This is a genomic window from Natronorubrum halalkaliphilum (assembly GCF_009834785.1).
GTDB lineage: Archaea > Halobacteriota > Halobacteria > Halobacteriales > Natrialbaceae > Natronorubrum > Natronorubrum halalkaliphilum.
In genome coordinates, this window is sequence record NZ_WUYX01000002.1 from 1 (window position 1) to 21,355 (window position 21,355).

Sequence of the window (21,355 nt, forward strand, 5' to 3'; positions counted from 1 at the left end):
TTTCATTGTCTGCTTGCTGCTGTTTGCTAGGCACATTCACAGCAAGCAGACGTTCTAACTAAGCGGCTTTGTGAAGTACTGAGAATCTCTTGTGGAGGGAGTTCCCCAGTCGATTGCCTCTCCGAACCGGTATCGGTTCCATCGTCCCTTGGCGGGTCATCAGCCATAGTGCTGTCTAAGTGAGTGGCTGAGTACTAAATACCTCCGGCAGTCAATCATTCTAACCAACGGGATATGGCATATGTCATTTGATGACAGTATCAATAAGAGTTGTTAAAATGCAATAGTGGAATCTATCAGCAGTCAGTGTTGGGTTCAGGTAGTTTATCGTAGCAACTGATACGATTTACACATTGGTCGCAACGCTATCATACGGCCAGATCTGGAGTGATTTTTAGTAGCAACAGTAGGCGGTCACACGAGAAGTAGCCGTCTAGAGAAAAAGTATCAAATTATTTTACTCCCCCACCATTTCGGTCACGAACGTAACATAGGCGTTAGAAATACCCACTCAGTATAGGATCCAAACCGATCAAGAGCCGTATTTTCATTGCTGGAAAACCGTCGAGTGAGCCACAACTTCTGTCGTGAACGAACCCAAACCGAAAAGTCAAGGAGTATCTTCGGTGGACGCCCAAGATCCGCGACCAGGTGCGTTAGCCGGGTACGTCGATAGACGGCCGGGTATCGCGTGCAGGTCAGACTACTGTGGCGTCCATTTCCCGCCGCTCTTTTCGGTTTCACTGAGCGCGTCCTGGTCGTCGGCGTCAGATCCACCGGCTGTTCGGAGTGGTTTCTGATAGCTCAATCCCGCTTCTTTGAGCAACCGTCGACAACTCGGGATCGAGTACTCGACATCGTACGTTTCCTCGAGATACTGCTGAGCGAGTCGCGGTGTCCACGCCGCCGCGTCAAAGCCAACCGTAGTAGGCGGTTCGTGGATGGTTTCCTGGAACTCTGTGTACTCGTTCTCTGAGAGCTTCCGCTTTCTCCCTGGCCGATGAGCATCAGTTACAGCGTGCTCGATTGGCTCGTCGGTATCGAGTCGCTTGAGCCAGCTATATATCGTCCGCCGCTGGACATCGTGCCACTCGGCTAGCTCAGTCTGTGTGATTCCGTTTTTGTACGCGATCGCCGCTAATAGCCGTTGTGTCGGCTTCTTTCCCTCCACGTTCTCGAGGGCATCTTGCAATTCCTCGATCGCGATTTCGTCGAGATGTTCCATTATGTCTACAAACGGGAAACGAGTAGAAAGTTCTAACGGTTATCGAGTCGGGTCACGCTAACTGGAGATTCTATCGGGAAAGCTCATGTATCGTGCTCTGCAAACGCATCGCCGGCATCCTTGGCCATCTCCTTGGCCTCGATGTGTGAGTAGGACGTTCGGACGACTTCTTCGCTGTTGTCCAGTAACCGCGCGGCGGCGGTAAAGCCGCGCTGGCGGACCATCACCTCACCAGCGCCGCGTCGGCCACCGTGTGGGGCGAGGTAGCCGTGTTTGTCGTCGAGATCGATTTCGGCGTCCGCACAGAGCCTTCGCATGATTCGCCGAGCACCGTCCGTGTTGATCGAGGGCGGTGCCAGATCGTACTCTCGGAGTGCGTCGAACACCTCGAGTTGCCCGGTGAGATCATCAACGACCGCTTCGACCTCACTCGCTTCCCACTCGTCGTTCCGTAACCCCGTTCGAAGCGTTTCGTAGAGCGTCGGCAGGTGAAACGTCGGGAACACCGGCCAGTCGTCACCGGCCGGATCGAGCAAATTTCTGTATCTCGACATAGGATTTATCGTTTGGTTCGTCAGCGACCGATCGGACCAGTCCTGTTTCTTCGCGAGAACCGTCATCTTCCGATCCTCGAGGGAGACATCCCCCCATTTGAGCCCGTTGCGGCGATCGTCTTTCGGATCCGCGAAGATCTCACCGCCGCGGACCCCGGAGTAACAGAGGACGTAGACGAGTGCTCGGTCGCGGAACTCTTTGAGCGCGTCGAGCCCCTTCTCGTCGGCAGCGTCGTGGGCGCACTTGTCTACGTGGCGGGTGATGGCCAGCCGGTGTTCGTCGGTCCAGGCCTGTTGGTCGCCCGACCGTCGACCGTCGTTTGCGGGCAGGGGCTCTTTCGCGACGTTTCGTTGCGCGTAGTTCGCCTCGAGAAGCCCCTCGCGAACACACCAGCCGATATAGGCGCTGACCTGCGCATAGTAGGTCCGAATCGTCCCCGGTGCGAGGTCGCGACTCGTGAGTTCTCGGGCGTACCGGCGAAACGTTCGTTCGTCCAGGTCCGCGAACGTCCCGTTCGAGCGGTGATCTTCCTCGAGCCACTCGAGGAAGTCCTCGACGCAGCGCTCGAGGTTCCGCCGATAGTTTCCGCTTTGCTCTCCGCCCTTCGATTTCGATCGGAGGAACTGCTCGAGGGGAGCTCCCACTGCTGTCGAATCTTGATTCATGCCTGCTCACCCTCGAGAGCCCGGATTCGGCTCGTTTCCATCGTTCGTGATTGACAGAGGGAGGGGACTACCATAAAACCACACTTGATTATTGAGCTAATCAAGTGTGTTCTTCTGGCTGGTCTATTCGGGCGATATCGGTAGTGTGAGATCGTCTATGTGGCCAATCCCAACTATTTAAATCCCATAGTGCTATATAGAAAATTCGCAGTTATCCAAGGTTCAGGTGTGAATAACTCCGAACCGCGACCGTGCGTACATGTTCTGTGAGAACAACGGTTGACCCTGGTGACGTCTCCGGTCACTGATAGCGAACATGATGACCTCCTCGAGCAAGGTTTTTGATGCTGCCTACCAGAAGAGGGCATAATGCGTGCCATCGTTACCGACGGGAATAACGACATCTGGGAGGAAGACCGCGAGCGGCCCGTTCCGGGCGCCGGGGAAGCGCTCGTTCGAGTCCGAGCAGTCGGTATCTGCGGCAGCGATATCGGTCTGATTCGGGGCGAAGGGCCGCCGTGGACCGACTACCCCCTCGTTCCAGGGCACGAAGTTTGTGCCGAAGTCGTCGAACTCGGTCCCGGCATCGACTCGCTTTCGGTCGGCGACCGTGTCTCCCTCCACGGCTTCGTCTACTGTGGGACCTGCCGGGCGTGTCGCGAGGGCCGATACTACCAGTGTACCAGCCTCGAGGAAATCGGGTTTACCATCGACGGCGGCTACCGCGAGTACGCCGCCTTCCCCGTCGAAACCCTGCGGCCGCTCGAGGACGAAATCAACGACCTCGAGGCGACCCAGATCGATTCGGCGGGCTGTACATTGCACGCGCTGAAACGGGTCGAAACCTCATTTACTGACACAGCAGCGGTATTCGGCCCGGGCTCGTTGGGCCTGTTCGGCGTCCAACTCCTCAAAGCGAAGGGGATCGACGATATCGTTCTTACCGGCCTCCACGATGAACGGTTAGCCGTCGGCGAGCGCTACGGCGCGGTGGAATCGATCAACATTCGCGAAACCGATCCCGCTAACGCGATCGACGACTACACGGACGGGACTGGTATCGATCTGTGTCTCGAGGCCGCGGGCGCCGGGGACGTCGTCAATACCTGTCTGACGGTTGCGGGAACACAAGGATCGGTCATCCTCACCGGAGTCTTCGATGGGTCGCGAGAGATCGATCCGAACGATATCGTTGCGAAGGAACTCGAGGTCGTCGGCAGCGTGACTGCAGCCAACGCCGTGGACGAAATCGCGGCACTGTTCCGCACCGGCGACCTCTCAGTAGACGGCATCGTGACCCACGAATTCGACCTCGCGGAGTACGAAACGGCACTCGAGACCGTACGGAACCGCGACGACGGCGTCATCAAAGCCGTCCTACGACCTTGAGTTCCCCCGCACTGCAGGCATCGCCTGTGCAGCCCGTTCCTTACAGCAAAAATGATCGGCGCGGATCGGAAACCCGGAAGCCGTGAAAACGAGCGTGGCTGTATCGAACTCAAGAGTGTCGGCTCATACCTCGTGAGGAGTGTCTAGACGGTTCAGCAGTTCCCACAGTCGGAGGTGATGTGTTCAGAGATACGTTCGAAGACGCTCCAGAACGTATTCGGCTTCGTCGTCCGTGAGACACATCGGATTGATCGTCAACGCGTCTGCATCGAGGTCGTCCGCACCGACGTAAATCCGGGGATGTTCCGTTCGAAGGCCACGGACGATATCGACCGCACTCGAATCGGCGACTGAGGCATCGACCGAGACGACAACTTCCGGTGCCACAGAGGTCTTTTCGGCCGCAGTCAGTCTCGTCTCGACTCCCGGAGACTCTGCAAGCTCCTGGGCAATTCGTTCGGATCGCGCGCGCCAGACCGTGGCGTTCTCGTCGTGATCGTCTTCGAGGAAGGCCGTGAGTGCGGTAATGAGCCCGACGAGTTCCTCTTTCCCGACTTTCATGCCTCGGCCGATGCCCTGTCTGGGAACGCCACCCAGTTCCTCGACATCGAGCAACGACGACGGCGGCGTCCACGCGGGTTCGGCTGCGTGCATATCGAGGTGTTGTGCCGCGACGGATCGAATGAGGTCCTCACGACCAGCGAGTATGCCGGTCGTCTGCGGGCCGCGAATCGCTTTACCGCCGCTGAACGCGACGAGGTCGACACCAAGATCGACGAATCGGTTGAGATTCGTGACCGGCGGGAGTTCCGCTGCGGCGTCGACGATCACCGGAACGTCGTGGTCGTGAGCGATTTCGACGACGGTCTCGAGCGGTGGATCGGTGTAGGACTTTTGCATGTACGCGACCGCGGCCGTCTCCTCGGAGATTGCCCGATCGATCTCCCAGGGTTCGGTGTTGACCGACCCGGTGCCGAGGTGTGCATCGTTCGTGCCGACATCGACGATGGACGCACCGGCGACACGGTAGGCGTGATCGTATCCAGAGCGGTGGGTTCGCGGAATGACGATTTCGTCCGCCAGTCCGTCCGTGTCCGGTAGTTGAGCCATCGCCTCGAGATCCGTCCCGGCGATTGCCGCCGCCGCAGCCATCGTCAGACAGGCGCTGGCACCCGAACAGACGTAGCCCGCCTCGGCGCCGGTCGCGTCCTGAATCAGCGTCGATGCTCGCGCTTGCAGATCGGAGATCCGAGCGAACCCGTCGGCCGCTCGCTGCATCGCATCGGCGGCTTCCGGTCTGATTCGGCTCCCACCGATTCGCGTTTTCGTCCCCGTGGCGTTGATCACGGGTGATACCCCAATCTCTTCGTAGATCGAGTCGGTCATAGCCGATCCTACGGGTAACTAATAAATAAGAATAGGGGACCGGGGCGCTCCGACCGGGAATCCGCGTATCGCTCGGTTTTAAGAACGATGACTGCGTTATGCCCACCATGCGCATACTTGCAGTAGTTGCACATCCTGACGATGCGGACATCTTCTGTGGCGGAACACTGGCCAAACACGCCGATCAGGGCGACGATGTCACCATCGCTCATCTGACCGCTGGCGAATACGGCGGCTTCGAGACCACGGAAGACGAAATCGCAGCCACCCGAAAGGCGGAAGCCACGCGTTCCGCTGAAACGCTCGGCTGTGAGTGTACCTTTCTCGGGTTCAAAGACGGACGTCTCGAGAACACCATCGAGAATCGACTCGAAATCGTTGATACCATCCGGGAGTACGAACCCGATTTACTGATCACTCACTACGAGGACGATATGCATCCCGACCATCGTGTGACGGCCACACTGGTTACCGACGCCTACTACATGGCGTCGTTGCCGATGGTCGAAACGGATCACGAGCCACACGACCCGGACAACGTCTACTTCTTCGGCAAACCGACTGCCGACTTCGAACCCGACGTATACATCGATATTACCGGCTATCTCGAGCAGAAAACCGACGCGATCGAACACCACGAGTCCCAGGTCGTGTTTCTACAGGAACACGGCGGCATCGACGACGAGTACGATAACCTGCTCGAGAGCGTACGCGCGAAAGCCCAGGTGCTGGGGACGAAATCCGGCGTCACCGCCGCGGAAGGCTACCGTCGTCATCACACGATTGCAGCGGAGGGGCTTCGATGAGTGATGACCTCGAGCGAGGAACGAGCTATTTCGGCGTTCGAAACGTCGAACACGCTGAACGGGACCTCGAGCGGTTCGATGAAGCAGGGCTGAACGCAGTCTTGCACACCTTCAGCGAGCGCGATTACGAGTACTATCAGGGGACGATGGAGCGTATCGTCGAGAAAAGTCACGACCGCGGCTTTACCGTCTACGTCAACCCCTGGGGAGTCGGTCGCGTTTTCGGCGGCGAAGCCGTGTCGGAGTTTATCGGCCGTCGCGCCGACGCCAGACAGGTGTTATCTACCGGAGAGGGGGTTCCCGCCGCCTGTTTTTCGAATCCGACGTTTCGTCGGTTCGTTCGCAACTGGACGAAAGCCGCCGTGGAGACGGGGGCCGATGTCGTGTTCTGGGACGAGCCACACTGGTTCATCGCCGACTGGGCAGATATTTCGGTGCCCGAGACTGCGTGGACCTGCCACTGCGAGCACTGTCAACGGGCATTCGAAGCGCAGTACGGAGAGTCGCTGCCGACCGATCCGACACCGCAGACGGACGCGTTCAGAGAGGACATGTTGCTCGAATTTTTGGACGAGATGATGGAACTCGTACACGGTCTGGGAGCACGAAACGCCGTCTGTCTGTTACCAAGGGAGGATACCGAGCACGGTCTCTCCGACTGGGAGTCGCTCGCAGCGAACGAGTTCCTCGATATTTTTGCGACCGATCCGTACTGGGCCGCGTTTCCCCACGCCACCGGGCCGGAATCGTTCGTGGGCGAGTACACCGACCGTGTCGTCTCCCTGGCGAACGAACACGACGTCGACAGTCAGATCTGGATTCAAGGATTCCGCCTTGACGACGAGCCGTCGACGATCGAGGCCGTCAAAACGGCAACCGAAACTGCCGTCGAAGGCGGCGTCGACAGCGTCTTCATGTGGGGCTATGACGGCTGTCGGTCCATTTCGAGCATCGCCTGTGACGATCCCGATGCCGTCTGGAACGCGTACCTCGAGACGGTCCCGTCGTCGTAGTCGAACAGTTCCCGCTCGTCTCCTTTCCCGTTCGTTGGCCGCTATTCGCCGTCCGCCGTCTCGGCCGAGTGGACGTGTACGGAGAGTGCCTGAACGACGGTCGCGAGTTCCTCCGCCAATCGATCGAACAGCTCGCGGCCTTTCGCCGCCGATGCGAGGTCCGGGTCGCCAATCGCTCCTGAGGAGGAGTACGACTCGAACGGCCGATAGACCGAGAGCGGCCCGGAATCGAGCAAGTCTGTATCGCCGTACACGAGCGGTTCATCAAGCGGCGTCGCCTCCCGTGGCCCATCGCGAACCAGGTCGGGAAAGAGATGCAAAAGCAGCGACGTCTCGAACTCGCCACCGTGGGCCATCCCACCGGGATCGCTGTCTCGAATCTCGTCGATGAACGGTTCGGCCAGCGAAAAGTAGGTGAGCCCCGTCACTGTCACGTCGGGGTGTTCAGCCCCGATTTCACTGACCGCAGCCCCGACGAGTGGACCATTCCCGCCGTGACCATTGACCAGCAACACGGCATCGAACCCGTTCTCGAGCGCGCTCGAGACGATGTCGGTCAGGACGGCCAGTGCGGTGTCAAAGGAGAGCGTTAGCGTACCCCCAAACGACAGATGGTGGGGTGAGTAGCCGCTCCAGACGGGCGGCGTGACGAGAGCGGGACACTCCTCGACGAGTGACACGCCGCACATTGTAACCGCAGACGCGAGGAGCGTATCGGTTCCGACGGGAAGATGTCGCCCGTGCTGTTCGACACTGCCGACGGGAACGAGTACCACCGATCCATCCTGTTCGCCGATCTCGCGGGTCTCGCCGGCCGTTTTGCTGAACCACGACTGCGAGTGTGTAAACAGATCACCAATCACAAGCGGTGCCTCTCGACACATCTACAAAAAGGTTCGTTCACGCCACCGGCCGACGTGATCAGACGGAGGCAACGACTTCGATTTCGACCCCGATATCGATCGGCAGGTCCTCGACTTGCACTGCACTCCGAGCCGGATACGGGTCGGTCATGTACTCGCCGTACACCTCGTTGATCGCGTCGTAGTCGTCCATATCCTGCACGAATACGGTGACTTTGACGACGTCCTCGAGAGAGGCGTCTCCCGCTCGAAGCACCGCGTCGATGTTCTCGAGCGTACGCTCCGTCTGGGCGGCGATATCGCCGTCGATGATCTCGCCGGTGTCGGGATCAACTGGTCCCTGCCCGGAGACGTAGATTCGATCGCCGTCTCGAACGCCCTGTGAGAACGGACCGATACTGGCTGGTGCATCGTCTGTCGATAATGGGTGCATCCGGTCTCACGTTACGAGAGCCCGGTAATAAAGATACGGCGTGAGGAGTGTGAGACGATCCGCTGTCGGTCAGTATCGGTTTCCCGCGACCGATTCGTAGGAGTGCTAATACGGTCCGTCGTCGTTCGGTATCGTCCCGTTCGATCGATCACCGACCGGACGCACCAACGGACCGTACGAGACGTCGGGAAAGCGGCCCGTCCGGGATTACGACTGTAGATTGCCCTTCGACTCCCAGATCGATTCCATCATGTCCGCAAAGACGGCCGTCCGAAGCGGGACGCCCTCCTCAGTCGTCTCCGAGAGGTCACAGTCTTCGATCTGGTCGACAAACGACTGCCGGTAGGTCATCCCGGCAAGCGTCTCGCGAACGTCGAACGTCAGTTCGCCGTCGGTATCCGTCTCGAGCCACGCCGCCGCCCGTTCTCGCTCGCCATACTCGAGCGTGTAGGTCTCGCCGAGCAACGCAAGCAGCGTATCGGCCTCACCTACTTCGATCCACCCGTCGTCCGTCTCCAGGTAGTAGACCCCGTCGGAGAACCGCGAATCGTATCGACGCATACCGTCCCAATTCCCCCGGATCGGTATAAATTTCGGGGACGTGAACGATCGATCTCCGCACACGACGGCCCGTTCGCCACCGATAGGTGGAAAAGAGTTTTATTTGATGATAAATAAGTACACCCGATGACCGGTTTATGGACCTATCCATGGAGTTTTTCGGCCGACGGTTTCGATGCGTCCATGGATGCGCTAACGGCGGCTGGGATTAACCAGCTCAAAGTCGCTGCACACTACCACTCAGTTCGAACGTTCGACCCCAAAGACGACGCCTTCGGATTCTATACGTTTCCCGGCGGCTGTCTGTTCGACCCGGACGATCAGTGCTTCGAGCACACGACGATTCGACCGCCCCCGAACGAGATTCGTCGTCGATCCGATTCGTTCGGTGATCTCACCAGCGTAGCCACGGGACACGGTATCGGCGTCGATGCGTGGGTCGTCTGTTATCACGGCACCAGACTGGCGAGCAACTGGCCTGCATATCGGATCGAGGATGCGTATGGAACCGCACACGACCACGCGCTGTGTCCGTCACACCCCGAGGTCAGGCGCTACTTCACCGGCCTCGTTCGCAACCTGACGCAGTACGAAATCGACAGTATCGACCTCGAGTCGCTTGGCTTTCCGAGCGTCGTCCACGGCCACGGCGACAGCTACGGTCACCACAAAGATCACGTCATTCAGAACCGCACCGAAGAATACCTCCTCTCGCAGTGTTTCTGTGACGGCTGTCGGGCGAGAGCGGCGAAGGGAGATATCGTCGATCTCGAGGCTGCCGAAGCCACCGTCAGAACGCTCTGCGATCGGTACCTGACCGACGTGGGTGACACGCCGCCGCTTTCGCAACTGATCGCAAAAAACCCGGTTCTCGAGGATCTGTTCGCGTTTCGGGAAGCCGTCATCGGCGACCAACTCGCCGCGCTTGCCGACGCCAGCGGTGACGTTTCGCTCACCTACTATCTCGCTGACGCCAGCGGCTACACGCCTGATTCGCTCTGGCCGAGCGGCGTCACCCCCGCGCTGCTCGAGGCGTACGTCGACCGGGTGACCGCCCTCTGTTATACGGCAGAGACGTCGGTGATCGACGAACGACTGACAGCCGCCGAAGAAACCCTTTCTCACACCGTCGACGCCGGAGCGACGCTCGATCCATCGGTGGTCGACGACCGTGCCCACTGGGACGATCTATACAATCGCATCGAACGACAGATCGACGGCGACGTCTTCGTGTACAATCACGCGCTGTTGACCGACGGGCAACTCGAGTGGGTCGCGCCCGCGGGAACGACGACGCTGACCTAGGTCGGAAACCGTTCGTCTCGGACAGCACTATCGTGTGGGGCGGAGCAGGAAGGTTTTAATGCGATCCGGTGGAGTTGTCACAGCATGCCAATCGAGTGGCACTACAACGTTGGAGGGTGCTTTCGCGCTCCCGGAGAGGATCTGGCGCTGGCCGAGGACGCTGCAGCCGCCGGTTTCGAGGGAATCTGGATCGGCGATCATTTCGTTCCGTGGCTTGACAATCGGCCCTATACTCACCATATACTGCCCTGGCTCGGGTCGGTTGCCGAACGCGTTCCCGACGCGACCATCGGCACCTGCGTGAGTTGTCCGACGATTCGGTACCGGCCGCCGGTCCTCGCACAGGCGCTCGCCACCATCGATAACGCGTATCCCGGCCGCCTCGAGTTCGGCGTCGGAACCGGCGAAGCGCTCAACGAGGCCCGGTTTTACGATGGCGACTGGCCCGACTGGGGGACGCTCGCCGGGATGCTCATCGAATCGATCGACGTGATGGAAACCCTCTGGGAAAGCGACGAGTACGTGGATCACGACGGGAAATACTACCAGTACGACGAAATGAAGCTGTACACGAAACCTCGGACGCGGATTCCGTTTCACTGGGCTGCCTGGGGCCCACAGTCCGCACGGTGTGCCGGGAAATACGCTGGCAACCTGCTTACCGCCGGAGACGCCGAACTGATCAACGAGACGCTGGCACCCGCGTTCGAAGCCGGACGAAGCGAGCGCGAGACGGACCGCGAAACCGACGGAACGATTTCGGTGCAGTTGCCGGCCCACGTCGGCGATCCGGGCGATATCGTCGACGAACTCCGAGCGAACGGCGAGTACACGCCGCACGACGAACTCGAGACCGCGGATCCGCGAGACATTCAATCGATCGCCAACGATCGATTGGCGGATGTGTCGGATGCGGAACTCCGCAAAAGCAACAACGTTACCGACGATCCGACCGACCTGATTCCGACGGTCGAGCGCCTCGCGGCGGCAGGTGTCGATCGCATCATTCTCGTCTCGAAAGTGGGCGACCCACGGCGGACGATCGACGCCATCGCGAACGAGGTCATGCCGCGCGTCGAGTAGGCTTCCGAGCGAAATCCGGAGCAATCCGTGGGACACGACGTGAAATTACGCCCGAAAATTGTCGCCCACCCACATATTTATAATCTCACCCTCAGTAACCGAGACTATGGTTCGCGTGGGCATCGAGACGGTAGTAGAGACAGAACTGGCGGCGATCGAAGGCGATCGGATCGGCCTCATCACGAACCCGTCTGGGGTCGATTCCGATCTCAATCCGACGATCGATAGGCTCTACAATCACGACGAGGTTGAACTGATTCGCCTGTTCGGTCCGGAACACGGGATTCGCGGCAACGAACAGGCCGGCGTCAAAGTGGCAGACAGCGTCGACGAACGAACGGGACTTCCTGTCACGAGTCTCTACGGAGACAATCGACGACTCCAGCCCGACATGGTCGCCGACCTTGATACGGTCATCTACGATATGCAGGACATCGGCTGTCGATTTTACACGCTGATCTACACGCTCGCGTACGCCCTTGAGGGGGTGAGCGAGACCGACACGACGTTCGTCGTTCTCGACCGACCGAATCCGATCGCCCCCCTCGGCATCGACGGTAATCGCGTCCCGCCGGAACACGAATCCTTCGTCGGCGGCCGCCGCCTCCCCATTACCCACGGGCTGACGGTCGGGGAACTAGCTCGCTACTTCAACGGCGCGTTCGACCTCGGGGCGGACCTGCACGTGGTCGAACTCGAGGGGTGGACGCGAGACACCTGGTACGACGAAATCGAACACGCCTGGGTGCCGCCGTCGCCGAACATGCCGACGCTCGATACGGCAACTATCTACCCCGGTACCTGTCTGTTCGAGGGGACGACCCTCTCGGAGGGCCGCGGCACGACGAAGCCGTTCGAGTTGATCGGCGCACCCTGGATCGACGCCGAGGAGTGGGCGACCACGTTGAACGATCTCGCCATCGACGGGGCTGCCTTCCGGCCCGCCTACTTCACGCCGATGTTCTCGAAACACGAGCGCCGCGACGTCGAGGGCGTCCAGATACACGTAAAGGATCGAAACGAGATTTCGCCGGTCGAAATCGGGATGAAGATGCTGCTGACCGCGTTTCAGTTATACCCCGACTCCGAATGGGTTACGTCGAACGACGACTACTTCGTCGACAAACTCGCCGGTGGCCCCTCGCTACGAGAAACGGTTGCCGACGTTGAACCGGGTGAAGACCCCGACGAGGTCTACGATCGACTCGATGAAACGTGGACCGACGACCGAGACGCGTTCGCCGAGACGACCGACAAGTACCTGCTGTACCAATGACCGAGCCACCCCTCAGTACGCTCTCGCTCGAGCAAAAAGTCGGCCAGTTGTTCCACGTCGGCTTTCCGGAGACGGAACCAACGCCTGCCCTTGAAGAACTCATTTGCGACTACCACGTCGGTGGCGTGATCTACTTTTCGCGAAACCTCGAGACCCCCGAACAGACCCGATCGCTCTCGAAAGCGCTGCAACAGCGGGCGCTCGACTCGGGTGCGGAGATTCCGCTGTTGCTCTCGGTCGATCAGGAGGGTGGGACCGTCAGACGGCTTCCATACGGGACTGACGTCCCGGGACAGATGGCCGTCGGCGCGACGGAGACGCCCGTAAACGCTGCGACCGTGGCTCGCGTAACCGCGAAACAGCTTCGAGACGTCGGGATCAATTTCAACCTGGCCCCCGTCCTCGACGTGAACAACAACCCCGAGAACCCGGTGATCGGCGTTCGATCCTACAGCGAGGATGCCGAGACCGTCGCGACCTTCGGCACCCGATATTTCGAGACCCTCCAGTCAGAATCGGTCGTCGCCTGTGGGAAACACTTCCCGGGTCACGGCGATACTGCGACCGACTCACACGCCGAACTCCCCGTCGTCGACGCACACGGAGACCGTCTAGAGGAGGTTGAACTCCGACCGTTCGCTCGAGCGATCGAGGCGGGAATCGACGCGATCATGACCGCACACGTTGCGTTTCCGGCAATCACCGGGTCCGAGACGAAGCCGGCGACGCTCTCTCCTGCAGTGCTGACTGACCTCCTGCGCGACGAACTCGGGTTCACCGGCGTTCTCACCACCGACTGTATGGAGATGAACGCCATCGCAGAGACCGTCGGGACGGCCCGTGGGGCAGTCGAAGCTATCGCCGCGGGGGCCGACGTAGTGTTAGTCTCACACTCGCCGGACAAACAACGACGCGCCATCGAACGCGTCATCGACGCCGTCGAACGCGGCGAGATCGCAGAGACGCGAATCGACGAGTCGGTCCGTCGTATCCTCACATTGAAATCGAATCGCGACCTGCAACCGGCACCCCTCACGGAATCGGGCAGCGAAACGGTGATCACCGGCGACGACCGGGTCGCACTCCGAACCATCTCGCGGGACGCGGTGACGCTGCTTCGAGGGAATCTCGATACCCGACCGATTGACCCGAACGACCAACTCCACCTCATTGCACCCGCTCAGACGAGCGGCTCGCCGGCCGCCGAATCCCAGTCCGCCGGAAGCGTCCTCGAATCGCTCTTCGAGAAACGAGACGTCGATACGCGACTGATCGAGATCGGGTCAGAAACCGATCTTAAGACGGCGGTTCCGACCGCCGCACAGGTGCTTTGCTGTACGGCCGATGTCGCTCGGAACCCGGAACAGGCCACGGCGGTCGAAGCCCTCCGCGCTGCCGGACACTCGCCCGTGGTCGCCGCGCTGACGACCCCCTACGACTGTCTCGAGTTGTCACAGGTCGAACCCGTTCTCACGACGTACGATCCAACGCTGGGGAACCTGACGGCGCTCGTCGACGTTCTCCTCGGCGAGCAGGACCCACGAGGAACCCCGCCGACGAGCCTGCGTTCCGACTGACGGCCGCGCGGCAGTACTGTTTTATTCCTGCTATCCGTCCTCTCGGACGTGCCATCCTATCGGACTATCGGGCTCATGTCCGGCACCTCGCTCGACGGCGTCGATGCTGCTTGCTGTCGAATCGAGATGCCGGCCACCGACGAACCGCTGACGGAGACGACGATCGAACTCGAGGCGTCGATCACCGACGAGTATGATGCCGAGTTTCGACGGTTTATCGAGGGCTTGTGTACTGATACGGCGACGATCGACGATCTCGCTTACGCCGATATCGCCGTCGGAAAGCGGTTCGCTCGAGCGGTCAATCGACTGTGTTCGACGGCAGGTATCGACCCGAAACGCGTCGACCTGCTCGGGAGTCACGGCCAGACCGTCTGGCACGCGCCACAGCAGCGGGACCTGCCGGGCGACCTCGGAAAAACCAATACGACGCTACAGATCGGCGACGAGAGCGTACTCGCCGCCGAAACCGGGATCGACGCCGTCGGCGACTTCCGGCGGGCGGACATCGCCGCTGGCGGGCACGGTGCACCGCTGTCGCCGCTGCTAGACTGGCTGCAGTTCGCCGACGGCGGTGAACACCGCATCGTACAGAATATCGGCGGTATCGGGAACTGTACGCTGTTACCGCGTGGACCGACCCGAGCGGACGTCACGGCGTTCGACACCGGACCGGGAAACATGGTTATCGACGCCGTCGTCCAAGCCGTAACCGACGGCGAGCAGCGCTACGACGACGGCGGCCGTCTCGCAGCGACCGGGACCGTCGACGAAGCATTCCTCGAGACGCTGCTCGATGATGCGTATTTCGAGATGGAACCCCCGAAGTCGACCGGGCGGGAACGCTACGGCGGTTCGTACGTCGAAACGCTGCTCGCCGAGGCGAGAAATCGGGGGCTCGAGGCGGCGGATCTGGTTGCGACGGCGACCGCGCTGACGAGTGCTTCGATCGCCGACGCCTACAACAGGTACGTCCCGTTCGAACCGGACCGTGTGATCGTTTCGGGCGGCGGTGCGTGGAACGACACGTTGCTGTCGCAACTCGAGGCGCGACTGTCGTGTCCGGTCGAGACGAGCGGCGACCGCGGGATCGATCCGGATTTCCGCGAAGCGGCGCTGTTCGGGCTGCTCGGTGCGTTATTCCGAGAGGAACGTCCAGGGTCGCTTCCGTCCGTAACGGGCGCAGATCGGGCGGCGATCCTCGGAACCCGTGCAAAGCGGCCGTAGCCGGAGGGTTGTGGTGCAGAGACCCCGGCTTGACCGGCAACGGCGTGTTTCCGTGGTGCAGGATGTCGGTTGGAATTAGGTTGGCGTTGCGATGCGAAACGGCGTCGTCGAAAGGGACCGAGGGTCAGGCCGTCCCCTGTAACGTGAACTCGAGGTCCGCGACGGCTCCCGCGTCGACTGTCACGTGTTTGACCCGACGTCCGCGCGTTTCACTCGCCGGCAGTTCGACGCGGTACCGACCCGGACTGAGATCGACGACGCCGAACCAGCCGTTGCCGGTGGTGGTCGTCGTCGCCACGGTCTCGTTGCGCTGTTTGACCGTTACCTCGAGACCGGTGACAGGGTCGCCGTCGCGGACGGAAACGGTGCCACCGACGTGGCCCGTCTCCGGACGTGTTTTCCACGTTCGTTCGGGAACGCTCGCAGACTCGGCAAATACCGGCGCCTCGCCGTCCGGGCTGTCGGCCGTGACGGCGTCTGCGAGTGCGTCTCTGGATTCGTCCGCACCTCGTTCGCCCTCGAACGTCTTGAGATCCGGTGTCGCATAGGAGTACCCCACCCAGCCGACGGTGCGGTTACCCGCATCGGTCTCTGCGAGCGCGGCCCGAATTTGATCGACCGTATCCGAGACGTCGTTGAGATAGATCGCCGAGCCGACGACGGCGTGACGGTCGTACTGGTGGTCCGCGATGAATTCGTTCCACTGGCGATACATATCCGCCTGGTCGTCGTCCCAGTCGCGCTTGTAATTCATCGGGACGTTCAGGTCGATGATGCCTTCTTCCATCCACGCACGCCAGTCCTGGAGTACCTCCGCATACGTCCGAGAGGACTCCCAGCCACCCTGTTGTTCGGGCCCGAAGCCGTACGTGATGGTGTTCGCGCTGAGACAGATCTCGGGATCCAACTCGGCTGTCTCGAGGTAGATCCGACGAACCAGATTCGTTACCTGGTCGCGACGCCACTGTGACCACTCCTCGTCGTCCGCGTCGGGGACATCGTCTCGTCCGGTTTCGTTCTGGAACCGTTCGAGTGCGGTTTCGTTGTATCCCCACGACGACGACCCGATCTCGAGGTTGTGATCCGGGTAGCGGACGTAATCGAGGTTGACGCCATCGATGTCGTAGTTATCGACGAGGCTACAGGCCGAGTCGACGAGATAGTCAGCGACGCCCGGATGGCCCGGATCGAAGAAGTAGTTGTCAGCGAAGTGTTCCTCACCGTCCTCGCGGATGCTGTGCCACGGATCCTCGGTTCCAGGCCCGTGCGTATTGAACGGATGGTCGTCCGCCTCGGGCGGCTCAGCCTGATTCCACATCGTATTGACGTTCATCCAGGCGTGGACCTCGAGGTCAGCCTCGTGGGCAGTCGCCACGAGCGACTCGAGCGGATCGAAATCGTCGGCAATCGGTGCGTCCGTCCGCGGCGGAAGTGCGTCGTTACAGAAACAGTCTCCGCGTCGGACGACCTGGGCGATGATCGCGTTGTGGTTCGATTCGGCGGCCGCCGCGACGAGATCGGCGACCTCGTCTTCGTTGTAGATGCCCTCGTTGAAACCGTCCACCCAAAACGCTCTCAATTCCTCCATCGTCGTTTCAGTCGTGTCGTCGCTATCGTTCGCCAGTGCGGTCCCGGTTGCGCCGAGACCGACGAGCGTTGCCGCGCTGCCGGTTGCTTTGAGAACTGTTCGTCGTCGTGTGTTCGACAGTCGTTGTCCTGTCATTGGTCGTATCTTGCTCCGCGTTGTCTTCGATTGGTTACTCGATTCGATTGCCCGTTGTTTCGTGGCGACTGGCTACACAGAGACAGTTGCGTCGCTCACTGGCCGTCTACGTTCCGTTCTACTCACCTCGTATCTATTCCAATTACCGTTCTATAATATAACTATTCCTCCTAAAGTGAAAGTGGAAAAAGTCGATATCAACTCCAGAAAAGCGACCGAAAGCCGCACTATAGACGGTCGATCACCGACGGTAACGCGGTCAGCGACTGAATTGTCGCATCCGGGCTCGGTGCAGTCGGCTGGGACTGAGTTCTGTCGAGATACACCGCTTCGAGTCCCGCTCGCCTGGCAGCCTCGATATCGGTTGCACGGTCGCCGACGTAGAGCCCCCCATCACACTCGAGGTCCGTCATCGCCTGTTCGATGTAGTACGGATCAGGTTTCCGCCGTTCGAACCCATCCCACGTCGGTTCGCGACCGTAGGCCGTGTCGACCAGAGACTCGAGGCCGAAATGGTCGAGCATGAACTCGATCGTGGCGTGTTGATTGTTGCTGACGAACGCAATCGGATGCGACCCAGCCAGCTTCGAGAGGGCACGAACGTCGTCGAACAGAACGCGCTCTCCTGCTCGACAGAGCGCTTGCTGGGCAGCTGAAACCGCCTGTTCGCGAACAGGCCAGAGCGTCGGGAGATCGAGACCGTACGTTCGACAGATCGACCGCATCCGCTCGGGGGAGACGTCACCGACGAACGATTGCCGTTCCTCGGCGGTGAGGCTGACATCGAACTCGGCGAACGCCTCGTCAATCGCTTTCGTGTAGACGGTCGGACCGGCGCGGTGATGCCGAACGATAACGCCATCGACGTCGAACAGGAGCGGACAGTCATCCATCGGAATCGCCCCGGTGTCGCGTTCTGTCGGCAACCTCATTGGAATCAGCTGTCATAGCGTATGCGGTGAACGGCGGGCGAATAAACCTATCGACCAGCGACGGAGTTACGAGTAACTGATCTGTAGCTCGATGACGTTTTTCGTGTCGGTTACCGACTCGAGAACCGATCCCCGTAATCGCTCGAGCGTCAATCGACTGGTGGGTCCTGTGACGCCGACGGCACCGACAGCGACACCTCGCTCGTTGCGGACGGGTGTAGCAACGGAACGAACGCCGCGGAGTCGCTCCTCGTCGCCGATCGCATGACCGGTCGACCGAACCGATGCCAGTTCCTCTAACAGCGTTTCGCGGTCCGTGATGGTGCTACCGGTACACGCAGCGAGACCGTGGCGATCGAGAATCGACTCGATATCGTGGTCGGGTCGGTCGGCGAGGAGAACCTTTCCGAACGCGGTCGCGTGCAACGGGATGCGTTTGCCCGAAAACAGATCAAGCGGCAGATCAGTATCGCCCGCTTCGTGAGCAAGCACGAACCCGCGACCGGATTCGACGACGCAGATACTGGCAGCTTCGGACGTTTCGCCCGACAGATGTCGGAGTTCCGTTTCGGCCGCGTCGGAAATTTTGTACTGATTTTTGGCAAACTCCCCGTAAGTCAAAAACTGAAGGCTCAATCGGTAAACGCCGTCCGTTCTTGTTACGAATCCGCCCTCAACGAGTGTGCTCAAATGATTGTGAACCGTGCTATCGGGTAAATCGAGTCGAGCGGAAATTTCCGTGAGGCGAGCAGTCCCACACTCGTACAACGTCTCGAGGATGGCCAGCGAGCGTTGAGTCGCTTTCACCGGATTCTTCGCCTCGCGTGTCATTCGTTATGCGGTCTGATGGAACCCGCCACCATTAGTCTACCGCCGCGCGTCCGACGAGTACAGGGCTGTCCAGCGAACCAAAGCGACCGCTTCAGTAATGGTGAAACGGTGGTACTGCTTACCGATATTTCGTGGTGTGAGTTAGCATAATCCAGTGTTCCCGGTTCATTGTGGACGGTACCGCCCGATTCGACGCGGTTTCAGCCAGCACGATTTTTACAATAGTACATCCGTAATAGACGGCTAGAATAGTCTTTTTGTATGAATGAAACAGGTGAACAGTCGACGGTGAACGGAAGGGAACGTTCACCCATCGGCGCGAGGTCGAAACGACCGTAATGTGATCGATTCGCAGAGGACAGTGGGCCGAAAACTGACGTGATCGATTTCTATCATTCGAAAACGGTCATGATATTGCAACAAGTGGTATACGTTCATTGCACAGCGATTCTCAATTCACCGAAGTGCCCTTGAGGCCACATTTTCGTCGGAGACGGCCAACAGTGAGGATTCAGTGCCAAATCGTCGGCAGATTTATAATGTTGGTTTTGATAATGAGAGTACGTATGCTGGAGAATAACATAGACGACGGAAGTACAAGCTGGTCCCGTCGAAAATGGTTGAAAGCAGTCGGACTCGGCGGTGCAGTCGGATCGCTCGCCGGATGTCTCGGCGTCGAAGACGAGAACGGAGACGACGAGTACTTCGTGCTTCCCGCGATCGGAAACATCGAACAGGCACACTTCAACGTCTGGAGTCTCGATAACCAACTGTTCTTCGAGACGGGAATGTTGTGGGAAGAGCTCGCATACTTCTCGGCCGACGAATCCGACTGGTATCCACAGTTCGCCGAGGACTGGACCTTCGACATGGACGCCGGAACCGTCACCTTCGATCTCCGTGACAACCTGGAGTGGCACGACGGGACCACGGTCACGGCAGACCACGCCGTCGATCACTTCAGACTGGCCGAGGTCTGGGGCGACGAGATCTGGGACTACGCCACCGACGTTCACGCACCCGAAGAGCACACGCTCGAGTTCGAGGTCGACCCCGTCGCGCCGAGCCTGATCGAGCACGTCTTCCTTGGGGATATGTTCACCCGGTGGCTCTATACGCATCCCGAACTCCATCGTGAGTTCATCGAGCGAGCCGAAGACGCGACGACGGACGAGGAACTATCGGACATCAACGAAGATCTCGCGAACTACTCCATCGACGGCGACGAGGCGATCGAAGCCGGCCTCGGGAACGGGCCGGTCGAGCTCGTCGAAGTGACGGATTCGCGAATCGTCATGGAGCCATACGACAACTATCCGATCGGCTGGGAGGGCGACAACGACATGAACTGGGCCGGCTTCGAAATCGTCGACTTCGGAGACAGCGAAGCCGACTTCCATCAGGCCGCTATCGCCGACAACATCCACGGATTCACCGGCGATGCACCCGGAGAAGTCCGCAACTCGATGGACGATCACTGGGAGATTATGACCGGGCCACAGGAAGGGTTCCAGACGATCCAGTTCAGCCCCGACTCACACTGGGGCGAAGATACCGAAGAAAGCCGCGCGCTCCGTCAAGCGCTCGCGTACATGTACGATCCAACGGAGTACGTCGATATCTTCGGCGAAGAGATCATGGACTATCCGGATCCGAACAACGTGACGGGCCTGAACTCGCCGATGGACGAAGAATGGCTCGGCGGCATCGTCGACGACTTCACGAACTACGGTAATAGCGACGAAGGCTGGATCCAAGAGGATCTCGCCGAGGAGTACATGGAAGAAGCCGGGTACGAACGTGAAGACGACCAGTGGGTCGACGCCGACTCCGGCGATCCGTTATCCGTCGAAATCCTCTATCCGGTCGACTTCGCCGCGAACGTCCCTTCCTACGAAAATATCGTCGAACAGTTCAATCGCTTCGGCATCGAAGCCGAAGGGATCGGCGAGGACTTCACGACGCTCCAGACTCAGATCATGCCCGAGCACGACTTCGAAATCGCCGTCTACACCTCGGGCCCCGCCGCGCCACACGCCGTCAGTTCCTACCGGAACACGATTGGAGACGTTTCGGCCCCCGACACGACCCGCTGGAACAACCAGCTCTCGGAAGTCACCGTTCCCTGGCCACCCGGCGACGACGAAAACGATCTCGAGACCGTCGATATCGACGAACGGATCGAGGGGCTCAACAACGCACAGGACGAGGACGAGGTGAACGAATACGTCGAAGAACTCGGCTGGATCTACAACCAGTGGGTTCACGGCATTCAGACCTGTACCGAATTCCGCCTCAACTACGTCGCGACCGACAAGTGGGACTGGGGCGTCGAAATGGACGATCCACGAATCCGCTCGGAACAGCCGTGGATGTACCTGACTCGAACCGGCCACCTTCGATCGACATCGGAGTGAGCCACACGCCATATCCTGCACCAGGGCCGCGTTCCCCGTGGCCACCTATAGCAACAACTGCAGCTATTTAGACACTGATTGCTCAGTC

At 59.9% G+C, this 21,355-nt stretch carries 17 protein-coding genes and 1 pseudogene; 9 read left to right on the forward strand and 9 right to left on the reverse strand.

What is annotated here, in order from left to right; all coding sequences use genetic code 11:
* Positions 1-701: 701 nt before the first annotated feature.
* A pseudogene (locus GS429_RS00010) lies at positions 702-1,225 on the reverse strand (IS630 family transposase); the annotation flags it as partial.
* A gap of 83 nt (positions 1,226-1,308) precedes the next feature.
* Positions 1,309-2,445: a tyrosine-type recombinase/integrase gene (locus GS429_RS00015; protein WP_160061466.1), complete on the reverse strand. Its 1,137-nt coding sequence runs from the start codon at positions 2,443-2,445 to the stop codon at positions 1,309-1,311.
* A gap of 369 nt (positions 2,446-2,814) precedes the next feature.
* Here GS429_RS00015 and GS429_RS00020 point away from each other — a divergent pair, with 369 nt between their 5' ends.
* Positions 2,815-3,834 (forward strand): zinc-dependent alcohol dehydrogenase, encoded by a 1,020-nt coding sequence (locus GS429_RS00020; protein ID WP_160061468.1) that lies wholly within the window; start codon positions 2,815-2,817, stop codon positions 3,832-3,834.
* A gap of 183 nt (positions 3,835-4,017) precedes the next feature.
* Here GS429_RS00020 and GS429_RS00025 read toward each other — a convergent pair whose 3' ends face one another.
* Positions 4,018-5,220 (reverse strand): aminotransferase class V-fold PLP-dependent enzyme, encoded by a 1,203-nt coding sequence (locus GS429_RS00025; RefSeq protein ID WP_160061470.1) that lies wholly within the window; start codon positions 5,218-5,220, stop codon positions 4,018-4,020.
* Between the two features lie 107 nt (positions 5,221-5,327).
* Between GS429_RS00025 and GS429_RS00030 the strand changes: the two genes are divergently transcribed.
* Both GS429_RS00030 and GS429_RS00035 read left to right on the forward strand, forming a co-directional pair.
* Positions 5,328-6,026 (forward strand): PIG-L deacetylase family protein, encoded by a 699-nt coding sequence (locus tag GS429_RS00030; protein WP_160061472.1) that lies wholly within the window; start codon positions 5,328-5,330, stop codon positions 6,024-6,026.
* Positions 6,023-7,039: a hypothetical protein gene (locus GS429_RS00035; protein WP_160061474.1), complete on the forward strand. Its 1,017-nt coding sequence runs from the start codon at positions 6,023-6,025 to the stop codon at positions 7,037-7,039. Before GS429_RS00030 ends, GS429_RS00035 begins: the two co-directional genes overlap by 4 nt.
* A 41-nt stretch (positions 7,040-7,080) precedes the next feature.
* Here the strand turns inward: GS429_RS00035 and GS429_RS00040 are convergent, their stop codons facing one another.
* From GS429_RS00040 to GS429_RS00050, 3 genes are all read right to left on the reverse strand, one after another.
* On the reverse strand, positions 7,081-7,902 hold the full coding sequence (locus tag GS429_RS00040; protein WP_328821168.1) for a creatininase family protein: 822 nt from the start codon (positions 7,900-7,902) through the stop codon (positions 7,081-7,083).
* Between the two features lie 58 nt (positions 7,903-7,960).
* Entirely contained in the window at positions 7,961-8,335 is a 375-nt protein-coding gene (locus GS429_RS00045; RefSeq protein ID WP_160061478.1) for a RidA family protein, read from the reverse strand.
* A gap of 207 nt (positions 8,336-8,542) precedes the next feature.
* Positions 8,543-8,896: a hypothetical protein gene (locus GS429_RS00050; RefSeq protein WP_160061480.1), complete on the reverse strand. Its 354-nt coding sequence runs from the start codon at positions 8,894-8,896 to the stop codon at positions 8,543-8,545.
* 183 nt (positions 8,897-9,079) lie between these two features.
* On the opposite strand from GS429_RS00050, the gene GS429_RS00055 reads away from it, so the two are divergent.
* From GS429_RS00055 to GS429_RS00075, 5 genes are all read left to right on the forward strand, one after another.
* Positions 9,080-10,201, forward strand: a complete 1,122-nt coding sequence (locus tag GS429_RS00055) for a hypothetical protein (protein ID WP_160061482.1) — start codon at positions 9,080-9,082, stop codon at positions 10,199-10,201.
* An 84-nt stretch (positions 10,202-10,285) separates the two neighbouring features.
* Positions 10,286-11,284, forward strand: a complete 999-nt coding sequence (locus GS429_RS00060) for an LLM class flavin-dependent oxidoreductase (protein WP_160061484.1) — start codon at positions 10,286-10,288, stop codon at positions 11,282-11,284.
* A 106-nt stretch (positions 11,285-11,390) separates the two neighbouring features.
* Positions 11,391-12,560 (forward strand): exo-beta-N-acetylmuramidase NamZ family protein, encoded by a 1,170-nt coding sequence (locus GS429_RS00065; protein ID WP_160061486.1) that lies wholly within the window; start codon positions 11,391-11,393, stop codon positions 12,558-12,560.
* Positions 12,557-14,137 (forward strand): beta-N-acetylhexosaminidase, encoded by a 1,581-nt coding sequence (gene nagZ, locus GS429_RS00070; RefSeq protein WP_160061488.1) that lies wholly within the window; start codon positions 12,557-12,559, stop codon positions 14,135-14,137. Before GS429_RS00065 ends, nagZ begins: the two co-directional genes overlap by 4 nt.
* Before the next feature lie 48 nt (positions 14,138-14,185).
* A complete protein-coding gene (locus GS429_RS00075) occupies positions 14,186-15,364 on the forward strand; it encodes an anhydro-N-acetylmuramic acid kinase (protein ID WP_160061490.1) in 1,179 nt (392 codons plus the stop codon).
* A gap of 124 nt (positions 15,365-15,488) precedes the next feature.
* Here GS429_RS00075 and GS429_RS00080 read toward each other — a convergent pair whose 3' ends face one another.
* The 3 genes from GS429_RS00080 to GS429_RS00090 all read right to left on the reverse strand — a co-directional run bounded on the left by GS429_RS00080 (position 15,489) and on the right by GS429_RS00090 (position 18,850).
* A complete protein-coding gene (locus tag GS429_RS00080) occupies positions 15,489-17,087 on the reverse strand; it encodes a family 10 glycosylhydrolase (RefSeq protein WP_201293918.1) in 1,599 nt (532 codons plus the stop codon).
* A gap of 227 nt (positions 17,088-17,314) precedes the next feature.
* A complete protein-coding gene (locus GS429_RS00085; protein WP_160061492.1) occupies positions 17,315-18,019 on the reverse strand; it encodes an HAD family hydrolase in 705 nt (234 codons plus the stop codon).
* A gap of 66 nt (positions 18,020-18,085) precedes the next feature.
* Positions 18,086-18,850: an IclR family transcriptional regulator gene (locus tag GS429_RS00090; RefSeq protein WP_160061494.1), complete on the reverse strand. Its 765-nt coding sequence runs from the start codon at positions 18,848-18,850 to the stop codon at positions 18,086-18,088.
* A gap of 566 nt (positions 18,851-19,416) precedes the next feature.
* Here GS429_RS00090 and GS429_RS00095 point away from each other — a divergent pair.
* Positions 19,417-21,267, forward strand: coding sequence for an ABC transporter substrate-binding protein (locus GS429_RS00095; RefSeq protein WP_160061496.1), 1,851 nt, complete (start codon positions 19,417-19,419; stop codon positions 21,265-21,267).
* The last annotated feature ends 88 nt before the right edge of the window (positions 21,268-21,355 follow it).

Bases quoted from the DNA above. Each gene is read 5' to 3' on its own strand.
- GS429_RS00080 (WP_201293918.1), bottom strand. From the start codon at position 17,087: ATGACAGGACAACGACTGTCGAACACACGACGACGAACAGTTCTCAAA.
- GS429_RS00025 (WP_160061470.1), bottom strand. From the start codon at position 5,220: ATGACCGACTCGATCTACGAAGAGATTGGGGTATCACCCGTGATCAAC.
- GS429_RS00035 (WP_160061474.1), top strand. From the start codon at position 6,023: ATGAGTGATGACCTCGAGCGAGGAACGAGCTATTTCGGCGTTCGAAAC.
- GS429_RS00020 (WP_160061468.1), top strand. From the start codon at position 2,815: ATGCGTGCCATCGTTACCGACGGGAATAACGACATCTGGGAGGAAGAC.
- GS429_RS00015 (WP_160061466.1), bottom strand. From the start codon at position 2,445: ATGAATCAAGATTCGACAGCAGTGGGAGCTCCCCTCGAGCAGTTCCTC.
- GS429_RS00065 (WP_160061486.1), top strand. From the start codon at position 11,391: ATGGTTCGCGTGGGCATCGAGACGGTAGTAGAGACAGAACTGGCGGCG.
- GS429_RS00090 (WP_160061494.1), bottom strand. From the start codon at position 18,850: ATGACACGCGAGGCGAAGAATCCGGTGAAAGCGACTCAACGCTCGCTG.
- nagZ (WP_160061488.1), top strand. From the start codon at position 12,557: ATGACCGAGCCACCCCTCAGTACGCTCTCGCTCGAGCAAAAAGTCGGC.
- GS429_RS00060 (WP_160061484.1), top strand. From the start codon at position 10,286: ATGCCAATCGAGTGGCACTACAACGTTGGAGGGTGCTTTCGCGCTCCC.
- GS429_RS00050 (WP_160061480.1), bottom strand. From the start codon at position 8,896: ATGCGTCGATACGATTCGCGGTTCTCCGACGGGGTCTACTACCTGGAG.
- GS429_RS00095 (WP_160061496.1), top strand. From the start codon at position 19,417: ATGCTGGAGAATAACATAGACGACGGAAGTACAAGCTGGTCCCGTCGA.
- GS429_RS00055 (WP_160061482.1), top strand. From the start codon at position 9,080: ATGGATGCGCTAACGGCGGCTGGGATTAACCAGCTCAAAGTCGCTGCA.
- GS429_RS00030 (WP_160061472.1), top strand. From the start codon at position 5,328: ATGCGCATACTTGCAGTAGTTGCACATCCTGACGATGCGGACATCTTC.
- GS429_RS00085 (WP_160061492.1), bottom strand. From the start codon at position 18,019: ATGAGGTTGCCGACAGAACGCGACACCGGGGCGATTCCGATGGATGAC.
- GS429_RS00045 (WP_160061478.1), bottom strand. From the start codon at position 8,335: ATGCACCCATTATCGACAGACGATGCACCAGCCAGTATCGGTCCGTTC.